Annotated in this window: 17 protein-coding genes; 3 read left to right on the top strand and 14 right to left on the bottom strand. The window is 62.1% G+C overall.

Features of this window, described 5'->3' with window-relative positions; all coding sequences use genetic code 11:
- The first annotated feature begins 12 nt into the window (after window positions 1-12).
- Window positions 13-642, top strand: a complete 630-nt coding sequence (gene ycaC / locus HU749_RS19115) for an isochorismate family cysteine hydrolase YcaC (RefSeq protein ID WP_014337664.1) — start codon at window positions 13-15, stop codon at window positions 640-642.
- A 241-nt stretch (window positions 643-883) separates the two neighbouring features.
- The gene (locus tag HU749_RS19110; RefSeq protein ID WP_079302265.1) at window positions 884-1,762 is read left to right on the top strand and encodes a LysR family transcriptional regulator; all 879 of its coding nucleotides are present in this window, start codon (window positions 884-886) and stop codon (window positions 1,760-1,762) included.
- 55 nt (window positions 1,763-1,817) lie between these two features.
- On the opposite strand, the gene HU749_RS19105 is transcribed toward HU749_RS19110, so the two are convergent.
- From HU749_RS19105 to HU749_RS19090, 4 genes are all read right to left on the bottom strand, one after another.
- Complete coding sequence (locus tag HU749_RS19105; RefSeq protein WP_003203396.1) at window positions 1,818-2,294, bottom strand: PA2171 family ribosome-binding persister protein; 477 nt, start codon at window positions 2,292-2,294, stop codon at window positions 1,818-1,820.
- A gap of 198 nt (window positions 2,295-2,492) precedes the next feature.
- Window positions 2,493-3,602, bottom strand: a complete 1,110-nt coding sequence (locus tag HU749_RS19100; RefSeq protein WP_186649780.1) for an NAD(P)/FAD-dependent oxidoreductase — start codon at window positions 3,600-3,602, stop codon at window positions 2,493-2,495.
- Window positions 3,603-3,665: 63 nt separating this feature from the next.
- On the bottom strand, window positions 3,666-3,941 hold the full coding sequence (locus HU749_RS19095) for a type II toxin-antitoxin system RelE/ParE family toxin (RefSeq protein WP_014337667.1): 276 nt from the start codon (window positions 3,939-3,941) through the stop codon (window positions 3,666-3,668).
- A complete protein-coding gene (locus HU749_RS19090; protein ID WP_014337668.1) occupies window positions 3,941-4,213 on the bottom strand; it encodes a CopG family ribbon-helix-helix protein in 273 nt (90 codons plus the stop codon). Before HU749_RS19090 ends, HU749_RS19095 begins: the two co-directional genes overlap by 1 nt.
- A 178-nt stretch (window positions 4,214-4,391) precedes the next feature.
- Between HU749_RS19090 and HU749_RS19085 the strand changes: the two genes are divergently transcribed.
- Entirely contained in the window at window positions 4,392-4,727 is a 336-nt protein-coding gene (locus HU749_RS19085) for a GNAT family N-acetyltransferase (protein WP_186649782.1), read from the top strand.
- A 136-nt stretch (window positions 4,728-4,863) separates the two neighbouring features.
- On the opposite strand, the gene nuoN is transcribed toward HU749_RS19085, so the two are convergent.
- The 10 genes from nuoN to nuoE form a co-directional block, all read right to left on the bottom strand.
- A complete protein-coding gene (nuoN, locus tag HU749_RS19080) occupies window positions 4,864-6,327 on the bottom strand; it encodes an NADH-quinone oxidoreductase subunit NuoN (RefSeq protein ID WP_003203388.1) in 1,464 nt (487 codons plus the stop codon).
- Between the two features lie 7 nt (window positions 6,328-6,334).
- Window positions 6,335-7,867 (bottom strand): NADH-quinone oxidoreductase subunit M, encoded by a 1,533-nt coding sequence (gene nuoM / locus HU749_RS19075; RefSeq protein ID WP_014337671.1) that lies wholly within the window; start codon window positions 7,865-7,867, stop codon window positions 6,335-6,337.
- 39 nt (window positions 7,868-7,906) lie between these two features.
- On the bottom strand, window positions 7,907-9,760 hold the full coding sequence (nuoL, locus tag HU749_RS19070) for an NADH-quinone oxidoreductase subunit L (RefSeq protein ID WP_014337672.1): 1,854 nt from the start codon (window positions 9,758-9,760) through the stop codon (window positions 7,907-7,909).
- Window positions 9,757-10,065: an NADH-quinone oxidoreductase subunit NuoK gene (nuoK, locus tag HU749_RS19065; protein WP_003180046.1), complete on the bottom strand. Its 309-nt coding sequence runs from the start codon at window positions 10,063-10,065 to the stop codon at window positions 9,757-9,759. Before nuoK ends, nuoL begins: the two co-directional genes overlap by 4 nt.
- A gap of 4 nt (window positions 10,066-10,069) precedes the next feature.
- The gene (nuoJ, locus tag HU749_RS19060) at window positions 10,070-10,570 is read right to left on the bottom strand and encodes an NADH-quinone oxidoreductase subunit J (protein ID WP_003203382.1); all 501 of its coding nucleotides are present in this window, start codon (window positions 10,568-10,570) and stop codon (window positions 10,070-10,072) included.
- 9 nt (window positions 10,571-10,579) lie between these two features.
- Complete coding sequence (gene nuoI / locus HU749_RS19055; protein WP_003180051.1) at window positions 10,580-11,128, bottom strand: NADH-quinone oxidoreductase subunit NuoI; 549 nt, start codon at window positions 11,126-11,128, stop codon at window positions 10,580-10,582.
- Between the two features lie 11 nt (window positions 11,129-11,139).
- Window positions 11,140-12,147, bottom strand: a complete 1,008-nt coding sequence (gene nuoH / locus HU749_RS19050; RefSeq protein WP_014337673.1) for an NADH-quinone oxidoreductase subunit NuoH — start codon at window positions 12,145-12,147, stop codon at window positions 11,140-11,142.
- Window positions 12,144-14,858 carry an NADH-quinone oxidoreductase subunit NuoG gene (gene nuoG / locus HU749_RS19045; RefSeq protein WP_186649784.1) on the bottom strand — a complete coding sequence of 905 codons (2,715 nt, stop codon included), beginning with the start codon at window positions 14,856-14,858 and terminating at the stop codon, window positions 12,144-12,146. Before nuoG ends, nuoH begins: the two co-directional genes overlap by 4 nt.
- A 137-nt stretch (window positions 14,859-14,995) precedes the next feature.
- Complete coding sequence (nuoF, locus tag HU749_RS19040; protein ID WP_003203373.1) at window positions 14,996-16,351, bottom strand: NADH-quinone oxidoreductase subunit NuoF; 1,356 nt, start codon at window positions 16,349-16,351, stop codon at window positions 14,996-14,998.
- Window positions 16,348-16,845, bottom strand: a complete 498-nt coding sequence (gene nuoE, locus HU749_RS19035) for an NADH-quinone oxidoreductase subunit NuoE (RefSeq protein ID WP_003203372.1) — start codon at window positions 16,843-16,845, stop codon at window positions 16,348-16,350. The genes nuoF and nuoE overlap by 4 nt, the downstream gene beginning before the upstream one ends.
- Window position 16,846: the final 1 nt, after the last annotated feature.

Below are 16,846 nucleotides of genomic sequence, written 5' to 3'. Positions count from 1 at the left end.
AGGAGTCATCCCATGAGCAACGTTCCCGCCTACAACCGTCTGAACAAAGACGACGCGGTCGTCCTGCTGGTCGATCACCAGACCGGCCTGATTTCCCTGGTCCAGGACTTCTCGCCCAACGAGTTCAAGAACAACGTGCTGGCCTTGGCCGACCTGGCGAAGTTCTTCGAACTGCCGACCATCCTGACCACCAGCTTCGAACAAGGCCCTAACGGCCCGATCGTGCCGGAGCTCAAGGAAATGTTCCCGGACGCGCCGTACATCCCCCGTCCAGGCCAGATCAATGCCTGGGACAACGAAGATTTCGTCAAGGCGATCAAGGCCACCGGCCGCAAGCAACTGATCATCGCTGGCGTCGTCACCGATGTCTGCGTGGCGTTCCCGACCCTGTCGGCGTTGGCTGAAGGTTTTGACGTGTTCGTGGTGACCGACGCCTCGGGTACGTTCAACGAAACCGTACAACAAGCCGCCTGGGTACGCATGACCGCTGCTGGCGCGCAGATGATGAACTGGTTCTCGGTGGCCTGTGAGCTGCACCGCGACTGGCGCAACGACATCGAAGGCCTGGGCAACCTGCTGTCCCAGCGCATTCCGAACTACCGCAACCTGATGAACAGCTACTCGGCGCTGACGGCCAAGTAAGCGGTCCATGCTGAACGACGCCCGCCTTGTGCGGGCGTTTTTGTGTCGGGCATTGGCGCCTCGCAAGTTGTGCCACCGCTATCGCGAGCAAGCTTTGCTCCCACAGGTTTTCCCACAGATCCAATGTGGGAGCAAAGCTTGCTCGCGATGACGATGGCACATCCCCACAGCTAGGCAATCTGATTCACCAAGACCACAATGCCCAGGCAATCCCCATGGACTGTCCACCCCAGGAATGACAATGAACCCCTTCGAAGAAATGCGCATCTTTGCCCAGGTCATGGAATCGGGCAGTTTCACCGCTGCGGCGGACAAACTGGGGCTGTCCAAGCAGTTCGTCAGCCGCAAGCTGATGGAACTGGAACAGCGCCTGGGTGTGCGCCTGCTCAATCGCTCGACCCGGCGGCTGGACGTCACGCCCCTGGGTCAGCGCTATTACGAAGCGGCGCTGCGCCTGCTCAATGAAGTCGAGCAGGTGGAGCAGGGCATCAGCGGCCAGACCAGCGAGCCCCGCGGCACCCTTCGCCTCAGCGCACCGCTGTCCTTCGCCGTGGCGCACCTGGGCAGCCTGTTGCCGCTGTTTCTGCAACGTTATCCGGGTGTCAGTGTCGAGGTGGACCTGAGCGACCGCTCGGTGGATCTGCTGGGGGAGGGCTATGACCTGGCACTGCGCATCGGCGTGCTGGAGGATTCGACGCTGATTGCCCGGCGCATCGCGACCATCGAGCGGGTGTACTGCGCCAGCCCCGCCTACCTGGCGCAAAAAGGCACACCCGCGCGGCCTGAAGACCTGCGCAATCACGACTGCTTGCCCTACGGGCACAGCCGTCAGGTGCAGTGGCGTTTTGCGGGGACTGGCAAACCGTTGACCCTGGAGGTCACGGGACGCATGCGCGCCAATAACGGGGATTTGCTCAGGGACGCGGCCATCGCCGGCATGGGCATCACCTATCTGCCCGCTTTCATCCTCGGCGATGCCTTGAAGGATGGACGGCTGATCAAGGTCCTGGAAGGCTTCGAGACCGAGCCGTTGGCGCTATCGGCGGTGTATCCCCAGCATCGGCAAAGTGCACGCCCGGTGCAGGCGTTGGTGGAATTCTTGCGCGAACAAATGCAATAAGCGCCGCAACGCATTCAGCCGTCACATGACGGCTGAAGCATCTACGGCGCTTTGATCAGGCGGCTAGATTGGCGCTGCTCAGTTCTTTTTTGTACTGCGCTTTCATGGTTTCCATGTCTGCACCCAAGGCGTCCAGTTTTGCCTTGCCCAACAGTTTTTTCGCGTGGGGGAACATTTCCTTTTCTTCTTCCTCGATGTGGTGCTCAAGCAGTTCCTTGACCACTTTCACCCGACCGGCGAATTCCGGCTGGGTTGGATCGGTGGCTTTCAGGTCCGGCAGCACAAGCGAGTCGACGGTACGGTGTTCTTCCTTGGCCTCGTAATACATTTCGGCCTCGTCCTTGCCACCGGCCTGCTTGAAAGCCGGATAAAGAATTTCCTCTTCCAGGCGGGTGTGGATGGAAATTTCCATTTCCAGTTTCGCCAACAGGTCGGTGCGTTTTTTCACGGCGCGTTCGGTCGACTCGCTCAGTTGAGTCAGGATGGCTTTGACGCGTTCGTGGTCGGCTTTCAACAGATCGATGGCATTCATAGGTAGCTCCTCGGCAATACACGGAAGCGGGCAGGCTTGGAGACGCCGACGCCGCGTAAGAGCTGAATTGCATCAGCTGTGCCAGCCGAAGATCGATTTAAAACCCTTTATAAACAATAAGTTGAAACGCAAAGAATTTCCGGTGTCGTGCAAGCTGCATGAGCGGGGGGCAAAACGCGTTGCACTTTGCGCTGGAGGCTAGGCATTTTCGATCTGTTGTCGGACCCGGCTGGCGATTGCCAGGCAGGATGTCAGCCCGGGCGATTCGATCCCGAGTAGGTTGATCAACCCTGGCACCCGGTGCTCGGCCTCGCTGCTGATGACAAAGTCGCGGGCCGGTTCGCCGGGCGCGGAGATCTTCGGGCGGATGCCGCTGTAGGCCGGTTGTAGGCTCTGGTCCGGCAGCCCCGGCCAGTAATTTCGGATCGCCGGGTAAAACGCTTCGGCTCGGGCCGGATCCACTCGGTAATCTTGCACTTCGACCCATTCGGTGTCCGGGCCGAAACGCGCCTGGCCCGCTAAGTCGAGCGTCATGTGAATGCCCAGGCCGGCGGCTTCCGGGGCGGGATAGACCAAGTGCCGGAACGGTGCCCGCCCGGCGAGGCTGAAGTAGTTGCCCTTGCACAAAAAATCCTCGGGCACCGATTGCATGTCCAGGCCTTCGATGCGGCGGGCGAGGGCGGGGGCCTGGAGGCCGGCGGCGTTGATCAGCACGCGACAGGACAAGGTCATTTGCGCCGTGCCGCCCAATTCCAGCATGAACCCTCCAGTGATGACGCGAGCACCCAGCAAAGGCGTGTGGAAAGCAATGTTCGCCCCGGCCGCTTCGGCGTCACCCAGCAAGGCCAGCATCAGAGCGTGGGAATCGACGATACCGGTGGAAGGCGAATACAGCGCGGCGACACAGGACAGGGCCGGTTCCAATGCCTGCGCCTGTTCTTGGTCGAGCAGGCGCAGGTCGTCCACGCCGTTCATCGAGCCCCGCTCAAGCAATGCTTCGAGTCCGCCCACCTGCGCCTGATCCGTGGCAACGATCAACTTGCCGAGCCGGCGGGTGGCGACGCCGTGGCTTTCACAATAGGTGTATAGCCGTTGCCGGCCTTCTACGCACAGCTGCGCCTTGAGACTGCCCGGCGGATAATAGATGCCCGCATGGATGACTTCGGAATTGCGCGAGCTGATGCCCATGCCGATGGCTTCGGCGGCTTCGATCAGCAGCACTTCATGCCCGGCCCGGGCCATTTCCCGTGCCACGGCAAGACCAACGACGCCTGCGCCGGCCACCACGCATTCGATATCGACGCTCATCCCTGCCGGTCGTCGAATGAAAAAAGATTCTGCGTGACGGCAGTCATTCCCTTCGAGCCCAAGTCATCGATCCTCACGTGTGTGCCACAGGCGTAGCAGGTACAGGGTGGAACCGGCTATTTCATAGCGCATTTCGTAGCGCCCCACTTGGATTCTGCGCACGTCTCGAGGTTCGAACTCTTCCAGGCGTTCACCAATGCGCGGGTTGGCCAATAGAGAGGTCGGCGCGGCCGTGAGTTGTTGCACTGTTCGCGCGGCCGCGGGTTGATTCACCGCCGCCAGAAATTCATAAAGTCGAGCAATGTCGGAAAGCGCCTTGCTGGTCCACTTCAACTCCATCAGCGCGGTACTGGTAACGGGGCGTCGGTGCTGAGACTATCGGCCCAAGCCTGGACAGCCTGGTGGTCAATCACTCGGCCGGCGTCAACATCGGCCAAGGCCTCATGGGTCAGGCGGCTTCGCTCCTCCTCCTGCTCGATCCAGGCAGATAGCGCTTGTTTGACGATCCAGTTCCTGGAACGCTCGAGGCGCTCGGCCATCAGGTCGACTTTTTCGGCCAGGTGCACCGGGACGTGAGCTGTGACCGACCGGGTTTTCGCGGTGGTTGTCATGGTGGATTTCTCTTAGGCAATTGGCAGTAAAAGCCAGTCTGAGCAACCGCTTCCGGGGCTACTTGCTATCGGTGAATAATAGTGAATCTTTATTCGGCGAAATGATTAAGAATGATCATATTGAATAATGTTGTAGCGTCAAGCACTCCGTTCGTAACAGCTCCGGATACTCAAAAGCATGTCGGAACATGCACAGGTTGTGGAGAAGCACTTCTATCTGGGCTGTATTGATGGAGAGCCGGTGGCGACAGGAATGCTTGACCTGGATAACAGCGAAATCGGCGCGATCTTTGTGCATCCTGACTTTATGCAGCGTGGTATTGGCAGGAGAGTCCTGGATCACCTCGAATGCCTGGCACGAGAGTTGGGCCTGGAGGAAGTCAAGCTTGATGCGACTTTGAATGCGGCTGACTTTTACCGACGCTGCGGTTTCGTGGGTGAGGCGCCTGCGATTTACCAATCCCCTTCGGGGCTTCAACTGGCATGTGTTCCCATGGTGAAGAGGCTTTTATAGGAAGGTTTGATTGATCGCATAAGAACTGGAGCAAGAAAGGCTGCGATCACGGGTTTCTGAAAATCCATCATGCCCCAAACGCAAAAACGGCACCCAAAGGTGCCGTTTCTGTTTTCTACGAGCTACCGCTACACGATCAACCCGTCAAACCAGCCTGCTGAACCAGGGTCAGCAACGGCTGCGGGTACACGCCGAGGAAGAACGCCAGTACGGCGATGGCCAGCAGCATCACGCCGCCTGCCTTCTGTTCCCAGTGCAACTCGGCGTCGTGGCGACGCAGGTTCGGCTCCATCAGGTACAGGGTGACCATGACGCGCAGGTAGTAGAACACGCCGATGGCACTGCCCAGCACCAGGGAGCCGACCAGCCACCATTGGTGAGCCTCGACGCCGGTGGCGATGATGTAGAACTTGCCGATGAAGCCGGCGGTCAGCGGGATGCCGGCCAGGGACAGCATCATCACGGTCAGCACGGCGGTCAGGTACGGACGGCGCCAGAACAGGCCGCGGTATTCGTACAGGGCGTCGGCGTCGCGGCCGTTGTACGGCGAGGACATCAGGGTGATCACACCGAAGGCGCCGAGGCTGGTGATCACGTAGGTGACCAGGTACACGCCGATGGCTTCCACGGCCAGGCCCTTGCTGGCGATCAGGGCGATCAGCAGGTAGCCGAAGTGGGCGATGGACGAGTAACCCAGCAGACGCTTGAGGTTGCTTTGGGTCAGTGCCAGCAGGTTGCCGAACAGGATCGACGCGATGGCGATGATGGTCAGTACGTTGCTCAGCACACCGCTGCTGGCCACTGGCGAGATCTGGAACAGACGCACCATGACCGCGAACACCGCCACTTTCGAAGCGGTGGCCAGGAACGCCGCCACTGGCGCCGGGGCGCCTTCGTAGACGTCCGGGGTCCAGAGGTGGAACGGTACCAGCGACAGCTTGAACGCCAGGCCGATCAGCATCATGCCCAGGCCCAGTTGCGCGATCGGGCTAGGCAGGCCGGTGGCTGCCAGGGCCTGGCCGATGCCGACGAAGCTCAGGGTGCCGGCTTCGGCGTAGAGCAGGGCCATGCCGAACAACAGGAACGCGGAACCTGCCGCCGACAGCACCATGTACTTGATGCCGGCTTCCAGGGAACGCTTGTTGAAGAAGGCGTAGGCCACCAGGCCGTAGACCGGTACCGAGAGCAGTTCCAGGCCGATGAACAGGCTGGCCAGGTGCTGCGCGCTGACCAGGACCAGGCCACCGGCGGCGGCCATCAGGATCAGCAGGTACAGTTCTTCGCGGTTGCCCGGGTAACCCGAACCACCATCGCCGAGGTAGGCGTGGGCGAGGGTGACGCAGGCCAGGGTGGCGACCAGGATCAACGCCATGTAGAGGCAGGCGAAGCTGTCGATCTGTATCAGCGGGGTGACCGCCAGGGGCGCGACTTTCAGGGCCGGCAGGATCGACAGCAGGGCCAGGTTCAGCCCCGCCACCGACAGCAGGAAGGTCTGTGAGTGATTGCGCCGCCAGGCGATCGCCAGCATCACCACGATGATCGTGGCGCTGGTGATCAACAGCGGCGCAAGCGCGATAAAGTGTTGAATCGTGAATTCCATAGCGCTCTTACCGGGCCGAAGCGAGTTGAGAGAAGGCGGTGCCGAGCCACTGCTGCACGCCATGCATCGTGGCGGCAGAGGTGTCGAGGAACGGTTGCGGGAAAACGCCGAGGTAAACCAGCAGCACCGCAAGGCCGAGCACCATGATCAGTTCGCGACCGTCCATGCCACGCAGCACTTCGTCCGACTTGGTCGGGCCGAAGTAGGCACGGTGGATCATGATCAGCGAGTAGACCGAACCGAACACCAGGCCGGAAGTGGCGATGGCGGTGATCCACGGAGCGCTGGCGAACGTGCCGATCAGGATCAGGAACTCGCCGACGAAGTTGCCAGTGCCTGGCAGGCCCAGGGAAGCGGCGGCGAAGAACAGGCTGATGGCCGGCAGGTAGGCGATGCGCGACCAGATGCCGCCCATCTCACGCATGTCCCGGGTGTGCAGGCGCTCGTACAACTGGCCGCTGAGGATAAACAGCGCCGCCGCCGACAGGCCGTGAGCCAACATCTGGATCACCGCGCCTTGCAGGGCGAGCTGGCTGCCGGAGTAGATCCCGATCAGCACGAAGCCCATGTGCGAAACGCTGGAGAACGCGATCAGGCGCTTGATGTCGGTCTGGGCGAACGCCAGGAACGCACCGTAGAAAATCCCGATCAGGCCCAGGGTCATGGCGATCGGCGCGAACTCGGCCGACGCATTGGGGAACAGCGGCAGGGCAAAGCGCAGCAGGCCGTAGGCCGCCGTCTTGAGCAAGATACCGGCCAGGTCCACGGAACCTGCGGTCGGCGCCTGGGCGTGGGCGTCCGGCAGCCAGGAGTGGAACGGCACCACCGGCAGCTTCACCGCGAAGGCGATGAAGAAGCCGAGCATCAGCACGTACTCGGTGGTCTTGGACATCTGCACTTTCAACAGGTCGGCGTAGTTGAAGGTAATCACGCCGGTGTTGTTGAAGTTGACCAGCACCAGGCCAAGGATCGCCACCAACATGATCAGGCCGGAAGCCTGGGTGAAGATGAAGAACTTGGTCGCCGCGTAGATCCGGGTTTTCTTGCCGTCCGAAGAACTGTGACCCCAGAGCGCGATGAGGAAGTACATCGGCACCAGCATCATTTCCCAGAAGAAGAAGAACATGAACAGGTCCAGCGCCAGGAACACGCCGATGACGCCGCCCAGGATCCACATCAGGTTCAGGTGGAAGAAGCCCACGTGACGCTGGATCTCTTTCCAGGAGCAGAGTACCGAGAGGATACCCAGCAGGCCGGTCAGCAGGATCATCAGCAGCGACAGGCCGTCGAGGGCCAGGTGCACACTGATGCCGAAGCGCGCGATCCAGACGTGCTTGAATTCAAGCGCCCAGGTCGGATCGGCGCCAGGAGCCGGAGCAAATGAATAGTCGCCGGTCGCCCACAGCCAGAGGCCGAGCGCGAGTTCCAGGGACATGGTCAGCAGCGCAATCCAGCGCGGGAGCGTGGAGCTGGAGCGCTCCGCGATCCAGCACAGCAGGCCGCCGATGAAGGGGATCAGGATTAGCCAGGGCAGAATCATGACGGGCTCGTTTCCTTTCGCAAGTTCGCAAGGTTCATATCAGACCGCTACCAGCACGATGGCGCCGATAACCAGCACGGCGCCAGCCGCCATGGAAGCCGCATACCAACGCAGTTGACCGGTCTCGGTACGGCTCAGGGCAGTGTGGCCGCCCTTGGCCATGCGCGGGATCAGGCCAATGGTCTGGTCGAGCGGGTCTTTGCGCAGAATGTGGCTGATCGCAAGGTATGGCTTGACGAACAGTTTGTCGTAGATCCAGTCGAAGCCCCAGGCGGCGAACCACCAGGCCGAAAGGAATCGCCCGATGCCGCTGTTGGCGATCGCCGTGACGAAACGACGCTTGCCCAGGAACAGCAGGGCGGCCAGCAGGATACCCGCCAGGGCGATGGCGCCCGAGGCGATTTCCAGGCTGTGCTTGGCTTCGCCGCCGGCATGGCCGACGCTTTGTGGCAGCACATCGGCCAGCGGTGGGGTGATCATGGCGCCGACGAAGGTCGACAGCACGATCAGCACCGACAGTGGCAGCCAGTGAGCAATGCCGTGGCCGGCATGGGCTTCGGTCTTGGCTTCACCATGGAACGCGATGAAGATCAGGCGGAAGGTGTACAGCGAGGTCATGAACGCACCCACCAGGCCGGCATAGAGCAGTGCCTGGTTACCGCTGGCGAACGCTTCCCAGAGGATCTCGTCCTTGGAGTAGAAGCCGGCGGTGACCAGTGGCAGGGCCGCCAGGGCCGCGCCGCCAACGATGAAGCTGGCATAGGCCAACGGCAGTTTCTTCCACAGGCCGCCCATCTTGAAGATGTTCTGCTCGTGGTGGCAGGCAACGATCACCGCACCGGAAGCAAGGAACAGCAGCGCCTTGAAGAAGGCGTGGGTCATCAGGTGGAAGATCGCGCCTTCCCAGGCACCGACGCCCAAGGCCAGGAACATGTAGCCGATCTGGCTCATGGTCGAGTAGGCGAGGATGCGCTTGATGTCGGTCTGTACCAGCGCGGCGAAACCGGCCAGCACCAGGGTCACACCGCCGACGATGCCCACCAGGTGCAGGATATCCGGCGCCAGGGCGAACAGGCCGTGGGTACGGGCGATCAGGTAGACGCCGGCGGTCACCATGGTTGCGGCGTGGATCAGTGCCGAGACCGGGGTAGGGCCGGCCATCGCGTCCGCCAACCAGGTTTGCAGCGGCAGTTGCGCGGATTTACCGACGGCGCCGCCCAGCAGCATCAGGGTCGCCAGGACGATCCAGAAGTCACCGACCTTGAAGTGCTCGGGTGCCTTGACCAGCAGTTCCTGGATATTCAGCGTACCCAGTTGCTGGAACAGGATGAACAGGCCGATGGCCATGAACACGTCGCCGATGCGGGTGACGATGAACGCCTTGAGTGCGGCATTCCCGTTGTTGCGGTTGCTGTAGTAGAAACCGATCAACAGGTACGAGCACAGGCCCACGCCTTCCCAGCCGAAGTACAGGAACAACAGGTTATCGCCGAGCACCAGGAACAGCATGCTGGCGATGAACAGGTTGGTGTAGGCGAAGAAGCGCGAATAACCGGCTTCACCGCGCATGTACCAGGAGGCGAACAGGTGGATCAGGAAACCCACCCCGACCACCACGCCGAGCATGGTCACCGACAGGCCATCCAGGTAGAGGGCGAAGTTCGGCGTGAAGCCTTCAACGGCCATCCACTGCCACAGTACCTGCACGTACCTGCCACCTTCCGGTGGGGCGACGTTGAATTGCCAGATCACGTAGGCCGTGACGATGGCAGACAGGCCGATGGAACCCACGCCAACCAGTGCCGAAAGGTTTTCCGACCAGCGTCCACGGGAGAACGACAGCAGCAGGAAACCAATGAGGGGGAATACGAAAGTCAGAAAGAGTAGGTTCATCCGCGCATCTCGCTGGCAGCGTCGATATCGAGAGTGTGGAAGCGGCGATACAGCTGCAACAGGATCGCCAGGCCGATACTGGCCTCGGCGGCTGCCAGGCTGATCACCAGGATGAACATGATCTGTCCATCCGGCTGCGCCCAGCGAGCGCCCGCGACGATGAAAGCCAGGGCGGAGGCATTCATCATGACCTCCAGGCTCATCAGCACGAACAGAATGTTGCGGCGGACCATCAGGCCAACCAGACCGAGGCAGAACAGGATGCCGGCAACCGCCAGACCATGCTCGAGAGGGATAGCAGGCATGTGATTACTCCTTCGCCTCGTTACGGCCCAAATGGAACGCCGTGACGGCTGCGGCAAGCAGCAGCATCGAGGCGAGTTCGACCACCAGCAGGTACGGACCGAACAGGCTGATGCCCACGGCCTTGGCGTCTACGGTGGTGTGGCCGATGGCCTGGCCGCTCTGGTGAGCGAACAGCACATACAGCAGTTCACCCAGCAGCAGGGCGGACAGGATCACCGGTCCCGCCCAGATGCCGGGTTTGAGCCAGGAGCGTTCCTGCTGGACCGCGGCCGGGCCGAGGTTGAGCATCATCACCACGAACACGAACAGCACCATGATGGCGCCGGCGTAGGCGATCACTTCCAGGGCACCGGCGAACGGTGCACCGAGGGCGAAGAAGGTCATGGCCACGGCGATCAGCGAAATGATCAGGTAGAGCAGGGCGTGCACGGGGTTGGTGTTGGTGACCACACGAAGCGTGGACACCACCGCGATACCCGATGCGAAATAGAAAGCGAATTCCATCTTTCTTCCTTAAGGCAGCAAGCTCTTCACGTTGATCGGTTCGGCTTCGTTCTGCGCGGCGCCTTTTGGCTTACCGGCAATGGCCATACCTGCAACACGATAGAAGTTGTAATCAGGGTTTTTACCGGGACCGGAAATCAGCAGATCTTCTTTCTCGTACACCAGGTCCTGACGTTTGAACTCGGCCATTTCGAAATCCGGCGTGAGCTGGATCGCGGTGGTCGGGCAGGCTTCCTCGCAGAGGCCGCAGAAAATGCAGCGCGAGAAGTTGATGCGGAAGAAGTCCGGGTACCAGCGACCGTCTTCGGTTTCAGCTTTCTGCAGCGAGATGCAACCCACCGGGCACGCCACGGCGCACAGGTTGCAGGCCACGCAGCGCTCTTCGCCGTCGGGGTCGCGGGTCAGGACGATGCGGCCACGATAGCGCGGTGCCAGGTAGACCGGCTCTTCCGGGTATTGCAGGGTGTCGCGCTTGCGAAAGCCATGGCCGAAGATCATGACCAGGCTTCGCAGTTGGGTACCAGTACCCTTAACGATGTCGCCAATATATTTGAACATGGGTCAAATCCTCACTGAACCGCGGCCGCAGGCGCGTTCATCAAAACGATCGCAGCGGTCACCAGCATGTTGATCAGGGTCAGCGGCAGGCAGAATTTCCAGCTGAAGTCCATCACCTGGTCGTAGCGTGGGCGCGGGATCGAGGCGCGCAGCAGGACGAACAGCATGATGAAGAACGCGGTCTTCAGGGCGAACCAGACGAAGGACAGTTGCGGCAGGATGCCGAACGGACCGTGCCAGCCACCGAAGAACAGCGTTACCAGCAGCGCCGAGATCAGGATGATGCCGATGTATTCACCGACGAAGAACATGCCCCATTTCATGCCGGCATATTCAATGTGGTAACCGTCGGCCAGTTCCTGCTCCGCTTCCGGCTGGTCGAAGGGGTGACGGTGAGTCACGGCCACGCCAGCGATGAAGAAGGTACAGAAACCGAAGAACTGCGGAATGATGAACCACAGGTTCTGGGCCTGGTACTCGACGATGTCGCGCATGTTGAACGAGCCGGCCTGGATCACGATGCCCATGAGCGCCAGGCCCATGAACACTTCGTAGGACACGGTCTGGGCCGAGGCCCGCAGGCTGCCCAGCAGGGCGAACTTGTTGTTGCTCGACCAGCCGGCGAACAGCACCGCGTACACCGACAGGCCGGCCATGGCGAAGAAGAACAGCAGGCCGATGTTCAGGTCCGCCACACCCCAGGTCGGGGTGATCGGGATGATCGCGAAGGCGATCAGCAAGGCGCTCATGGCGACCACCGGTGCCAGGGTGAAGATCACCTTGTCGGCAAACGGTGGCGTCCAGTCTTCCTTGAAGAACATCTTGATCATGTCGGCGGCGATCTGGAACATCCCGTATGGGCCAACGCGGTTCGGACCGTAGCGGTCCTGCCACCAGCCCAGCAGGCGACGTTCGACGAAGCTCAACAGTGCGCCTGCGACCACCACGGCCAGCAGGATCACGATGGCCTTGAGGACCGTCAGGATCACAGCGATCACTTCAGGGGTGAACCAGCTCATTGCGCTGCCTCCTGCAGACCGTCGACGGTTTTGCCGAAAATCGCTGGCGGGATGCCTGCCAGGCCGGCCGGCAGGGCCACCAGGCCGGCGCCCAGTTCTTCATTGATGCGCAGCGGCAGACGCAAGGTCTGTCCGGCCACGTTCAGGCTCAGCAGGGCTCCGTCGTTGACGCCCAGGCGGTCGGCTTCGGACTTGGCCAGCGACACGTAGGTGGCCGGGATGCGTTCCTGTACCGGTGCGGCCTTGGAAGAGTTCTCTTCGCTGCCGAACAGGTGATGGAACGGTACGACCTGCCAGGTGCCCGGTGCCGGATTGAAGGCGCGCGGCACGCTGGCGAACCAGCTCAGGCCATCGCCTTGGCTTTCGATCAGGCGGGTGCCCGGGTCGCCTGCACGCAGGTGACCACCGACTTCGTCCTGGAACTTGTTCCAGGCTTGCGGCGAGTTCCAGCCCGGCGACCAGGCGAATGGCACCTGGGAACGCGGTTCGGTCGAGCCCGAGTAGCCTTCCATGGAGAACGAGAACGCGGTGTCGTTGTCCTGGGAGGTGCGCGGTTCGTGAACGCTGATGTCGGCGCGCATGGCGGTGCGACCGGAGTAGCGCAGCGGTTCGCGCGCCAGCTTCAGGCCTTTGATGCGGAACGAGGCGGACGGTGCGGCGTCGACGATGGCGGCCAGTTGCTGACTGCTCGAAGCGACGGCGGCGGTAACGTGGTCCAGTTGCGTCCAGTCGATCGGCTGGTCCAGCAGGGTGGCGCGCAGGGCATGCAGCCAGCGCCAGCCTTCATGAACCAGGATGCTGGCGTCCAGGTATTGCGGGTCGAAGACCTGGAAGAAGCGTTGGGCGCGACCTTCCTGGCTGACCAGCGTACCGTCGCCTTCGGCGAAGCTCGCCGCCGGCAGCACCAGGTGGGCGCGGTCGGTGGTGGCGGTTTTCTGATGGTCGGCGACGATCACAACCTTGGCTGCGTTCAGCGCGGCATCGACCTTGGCCTTGTCAGTGCGGGTGAACAGATCGTTCTCCAGCACCACGATGGCGTCGGCGCTGCCGTCGATCACCGCTTGCAGGGCGGCGTCCACCGATTCGCCACCGAGCATGGCCAGGCCAAGGCTGTTGGCTTCCGGCACGATCAGGCTGATGGAACCGTTCTTCTCGCGCAGCTTCAAGGCCTTGGCGATGTTGGCCGCAGCTTCGATCAGCGCCTTGGAACCCAACGAGGTGCCGGCGATGATCAGTGGGCGCTTGGCCGCCAGCAGGGCGTCGGCGATGCGTTGGGCCAGGGCGGCCGCTTCGCTGTCCAGGCCTTCGACGGCCGGGGCGCTGGCGTCCAGGGCGTGGGCCACGGCGAAACCGATGCGCGCCAGATCGTCCGGAGCGGCGTGGACGCATTCTTCGGCCACGTCGTCGAGCTTGGTTTCAGCGAGGCTGGCGATGAACAGCGGGTTCAGCGCGTGCTGGCCGATGTTCTTCACGGCGGCGTCGAGCCACGGCTGCACGCGCATGGCGTCGGCCATGTCCTCGGCCTTGCCCTTGACCGACTGGCGCAGGGCCAGGGCCATGCGAGCGGCGGTCTGGGTCAGGTCTTCGCCAAGGACGAACACCGCGTCGTGGTCTTCGATGTCGCGCATGTTCGGCACGGGCAGCGGGCTGTCCTTGAGCACTTGCAGCACCAGGCGGATGCGTTCCAGCTCACCGGCTTCGATGCCACTGTAGAAGTGCTCGGCGCCGACCAGCTCACGCAGCGCGTAGTTGCTTTCCAGGCTGGCCCGTGGCGAACCGATGCCGACGATGTTGCGACCGCGCAGCAGCTCGGCGGCCTTGTCCAGGGCTTGGTCCAGGCTCAGCTTGGCGCCGTTTGCCAGCAGCGGCTGGCGTGGACGATCCTTGCGGTTGACGTAGCCATAGCCGAAACGACCACGGTCACACAGGAAGTACTGGTTCACCGAACCGTTGAAGCGGTTCTCGATGCGACGCAGTTCACCGTAGCGCTCGCCCGGGGAGATGTTGCAACCGCTGGAGCAGCCATGGCAGATGCTCGGCGAGAACTGCATGTCCCACTTGCGGTTGTAACGCTCGGAGTGAGTCTTGTCGGTGAACACACCGGTCGGGCAGACCTCGGTGAGGTTGCCGGAGAACTCGCTTTCCAGGGTGCCGTCTTCAACGCGACCGAAGTACACGTTGTCGTGGGCGCCGAACACGCCCAGGTCGGTGCCGCCGGCGTAGTCCTTGTAGAAGCGCACGCAGCGATAGCAGGCGATGCAGCGGTTCATCTCGTGGGAGATGAACGGGCCGAGGTCCTGGTTCTGGTGAGTGCGCTTGGTGAAGCGATAACGGCGCTCGTTGTGGCCGGTCATCACGGTCATGTCTTGCAGGTGGCAGTGGCCGCCTTCCTCACAGACCGGGCAGTCGTGAGGGTGGTTGGTCATCAGCCATTCGACGACGCTGGCGCGAAACACTTTCGCTTCTTCGTCGTCGATGGAGATCCAGCTGCCGTCGGTGGCAGGGGTCATGCAGGACATGACGATCCGACCACGCTTGTCGTTTTCGTCGGTGTACTGCTTGACTGCGCACTGGCGACAAGCGCCAACGCTGCCAAGGGCGGGGTGCCAGCAGAAATAAGGAATGTCGAGGCCCAGCGACAGACATGCCTGTAACAGGTTGTCTGCGCCATCGACTTCGAGCTCTTTGCCGTCTACGTGGATAGTGGCCATGGTTCAAAGTTCTTCGTTGGCCCGGTGTCAGCGGGCGTGGCTAATGGAATCTTGTTATTCGCGTGAATCAACACAGCCGTTTACGGCGTCATCACACGAGAAGACGAAGGGCACGGACCCTTCGCCTTTTTAAGCGTTTACGCGCCGACTACGATCGGCTTTGCCAGAGGCGGGACGACGGCGCTGGTGGGCGCGATGCCGGCTTCGAACTCTGGACGGAAGTATTTGATGGCGCTGCCCAACGGCTCCACGGCACCCGGTGCGTGAGCACAGAAGGTCTTGCCTGGGCCGAGGAAACCCACCAGACCCAGCAGGGTCTCGATGTCGCCGGCCTGGCCTTCGCCGTTTTCAAGGGCCCGCAGCAGCTTGACGCTCCACGGCAGGCCATCGCGGCAAGGGGTGCAGAAACCGCACGACTCACGGGAGAAGAACTCTTCCATGTTGCGCAGCAGCGACACCATGTTGACGCTGTCGTCCACCGCCATCGCCAGGCCGGTGCCCATGCGGGTGCCGACCTTGGCGATGCCGCCGGCATACATTTGGGCGTCCAGGTGTTCCGGCAACAGGAACCCGGTACCGGCGCCGCCAGGCTGCCAGCACTTGAGCTTGTAGCCGTCGCGCATGCCGCCGGCGTAGTCTTCGAACAGCTCGCGGCCGGTGACGCCGAACGGCAGTTCCCACAGGCCAGGGTTCTTGACCTTGCCGGAGAAGCCCATGAGCTTGGTGCCCATGTCTTCGCTGCCGTCACGGGCCAGGGATTTGTACCAGTCCACGCCGTCGGCGATGATCGCCGGCACGTTGCACAGGGTCTCGACGTTGTTCACGCAGGTCGGCTTGCCCCACACGCCTACGGCGGCAGGGAAGGGCGGCTTGGAACGTGGGTTGGCGCGACGGCCTTCCAGGGAGTTGATCAGTGCGGTTTCTTCGCCGCAGATGTAGCGCCCGGCACCGGTGTGGACGAACAGCTCGAAATCGAAGCCGCTGCCCAGGATGTTCTTGCCCAAGAGGCCGGCGGCCTTGGCTTCTTCCACGGCACGGTTCAGGTGCTTGGCGGCGGTGGTGTACTCGCCACGCAGGAAGATATAGCCGCGGTAGGTTTTCAGCGCGCGGGCGCTGATCAGCATGCCTTCGATCAGCAGATGGGGCAGTTGCTCCATCAGCATGCGGTCCTTCCAGGTGTTGGGCTCCATTTCATCCGCGTTGCACAGCAGGTAGCGGATGTTGATGGACTCGTCCTTGGGCATCAGGCCCCACTTCACACCCGTGGGAAAGCCCGCGCCACCACGGCCCTTGAGGCCGGAGTCTTTCACGGTCTGGACGATGTCGTCCTGGGCCATGTCGCTGAACGCCTTGCGCGCAGCGGCGTAGCCGTTCTTGGCCTGGTACTCGTCCAGCCATACGGCTTCGCCGTCGTCACGCAGGCGCCAGGTCAGGGGATGGGTTTCGGCCGAACGCTGGATGCGGTTGGCGGGCCCGAAGGAAGTCAGGGTCATACGTAGCCCTCCAGCAGTTTGGCGACGCCGTCAGGCTGGACGTCACCAAAGGTGTCGTCGTCGATCATCAGCGCTGGCGCCTTGTCGCAGTTACCCAGGCAGCACACTGGCAGCAGGGTGAAGCGACCGTCGGCGGTGGTCTGGCCCAGGCCGATGCCCAGCTTGTTCTGGATTTCGCCGACCACCGATTCGTGGCCGCCGATGTAGCAGACCATGCTGTCGCAGACACGAATGATGTGACGGCCTACTGGCTGGCGGAAAATCTGGCTGTAGAAGGTGGCCACGCCTTCGACGTCGCTGGCCGGGATGCCGAGGATTTCGCCGATGGCGTAGAGCGCGCCGTCAGGCACCCAGCCACGTTCCTTCTGGACGATCTTCAGGGCTTCGATCGACGCCGCGCGCGGGTCTTCGTAGTGATGCAGCTCGTGCTCGATGGCCGAGCGCTCGGTTTCGCTCAGGGCGAAACGGTCAGTCTGGATAAGCGTGCTGTTCATG

This window comes from Pseudomonas ogarae (assembly GCF_014268695.2).
Lineage (GTDB): Bacteria > Pseudomonadota > Gammaproteobacteria > Pseudomonadales > Pseudomonadaceae > Aquipseudomonas > Aquipseudomonas kilonensis.
Note: the sequence above shows the minus strand (reverse complement) of the source record. Positions and strands in the feature narration are given on the sequence as shown.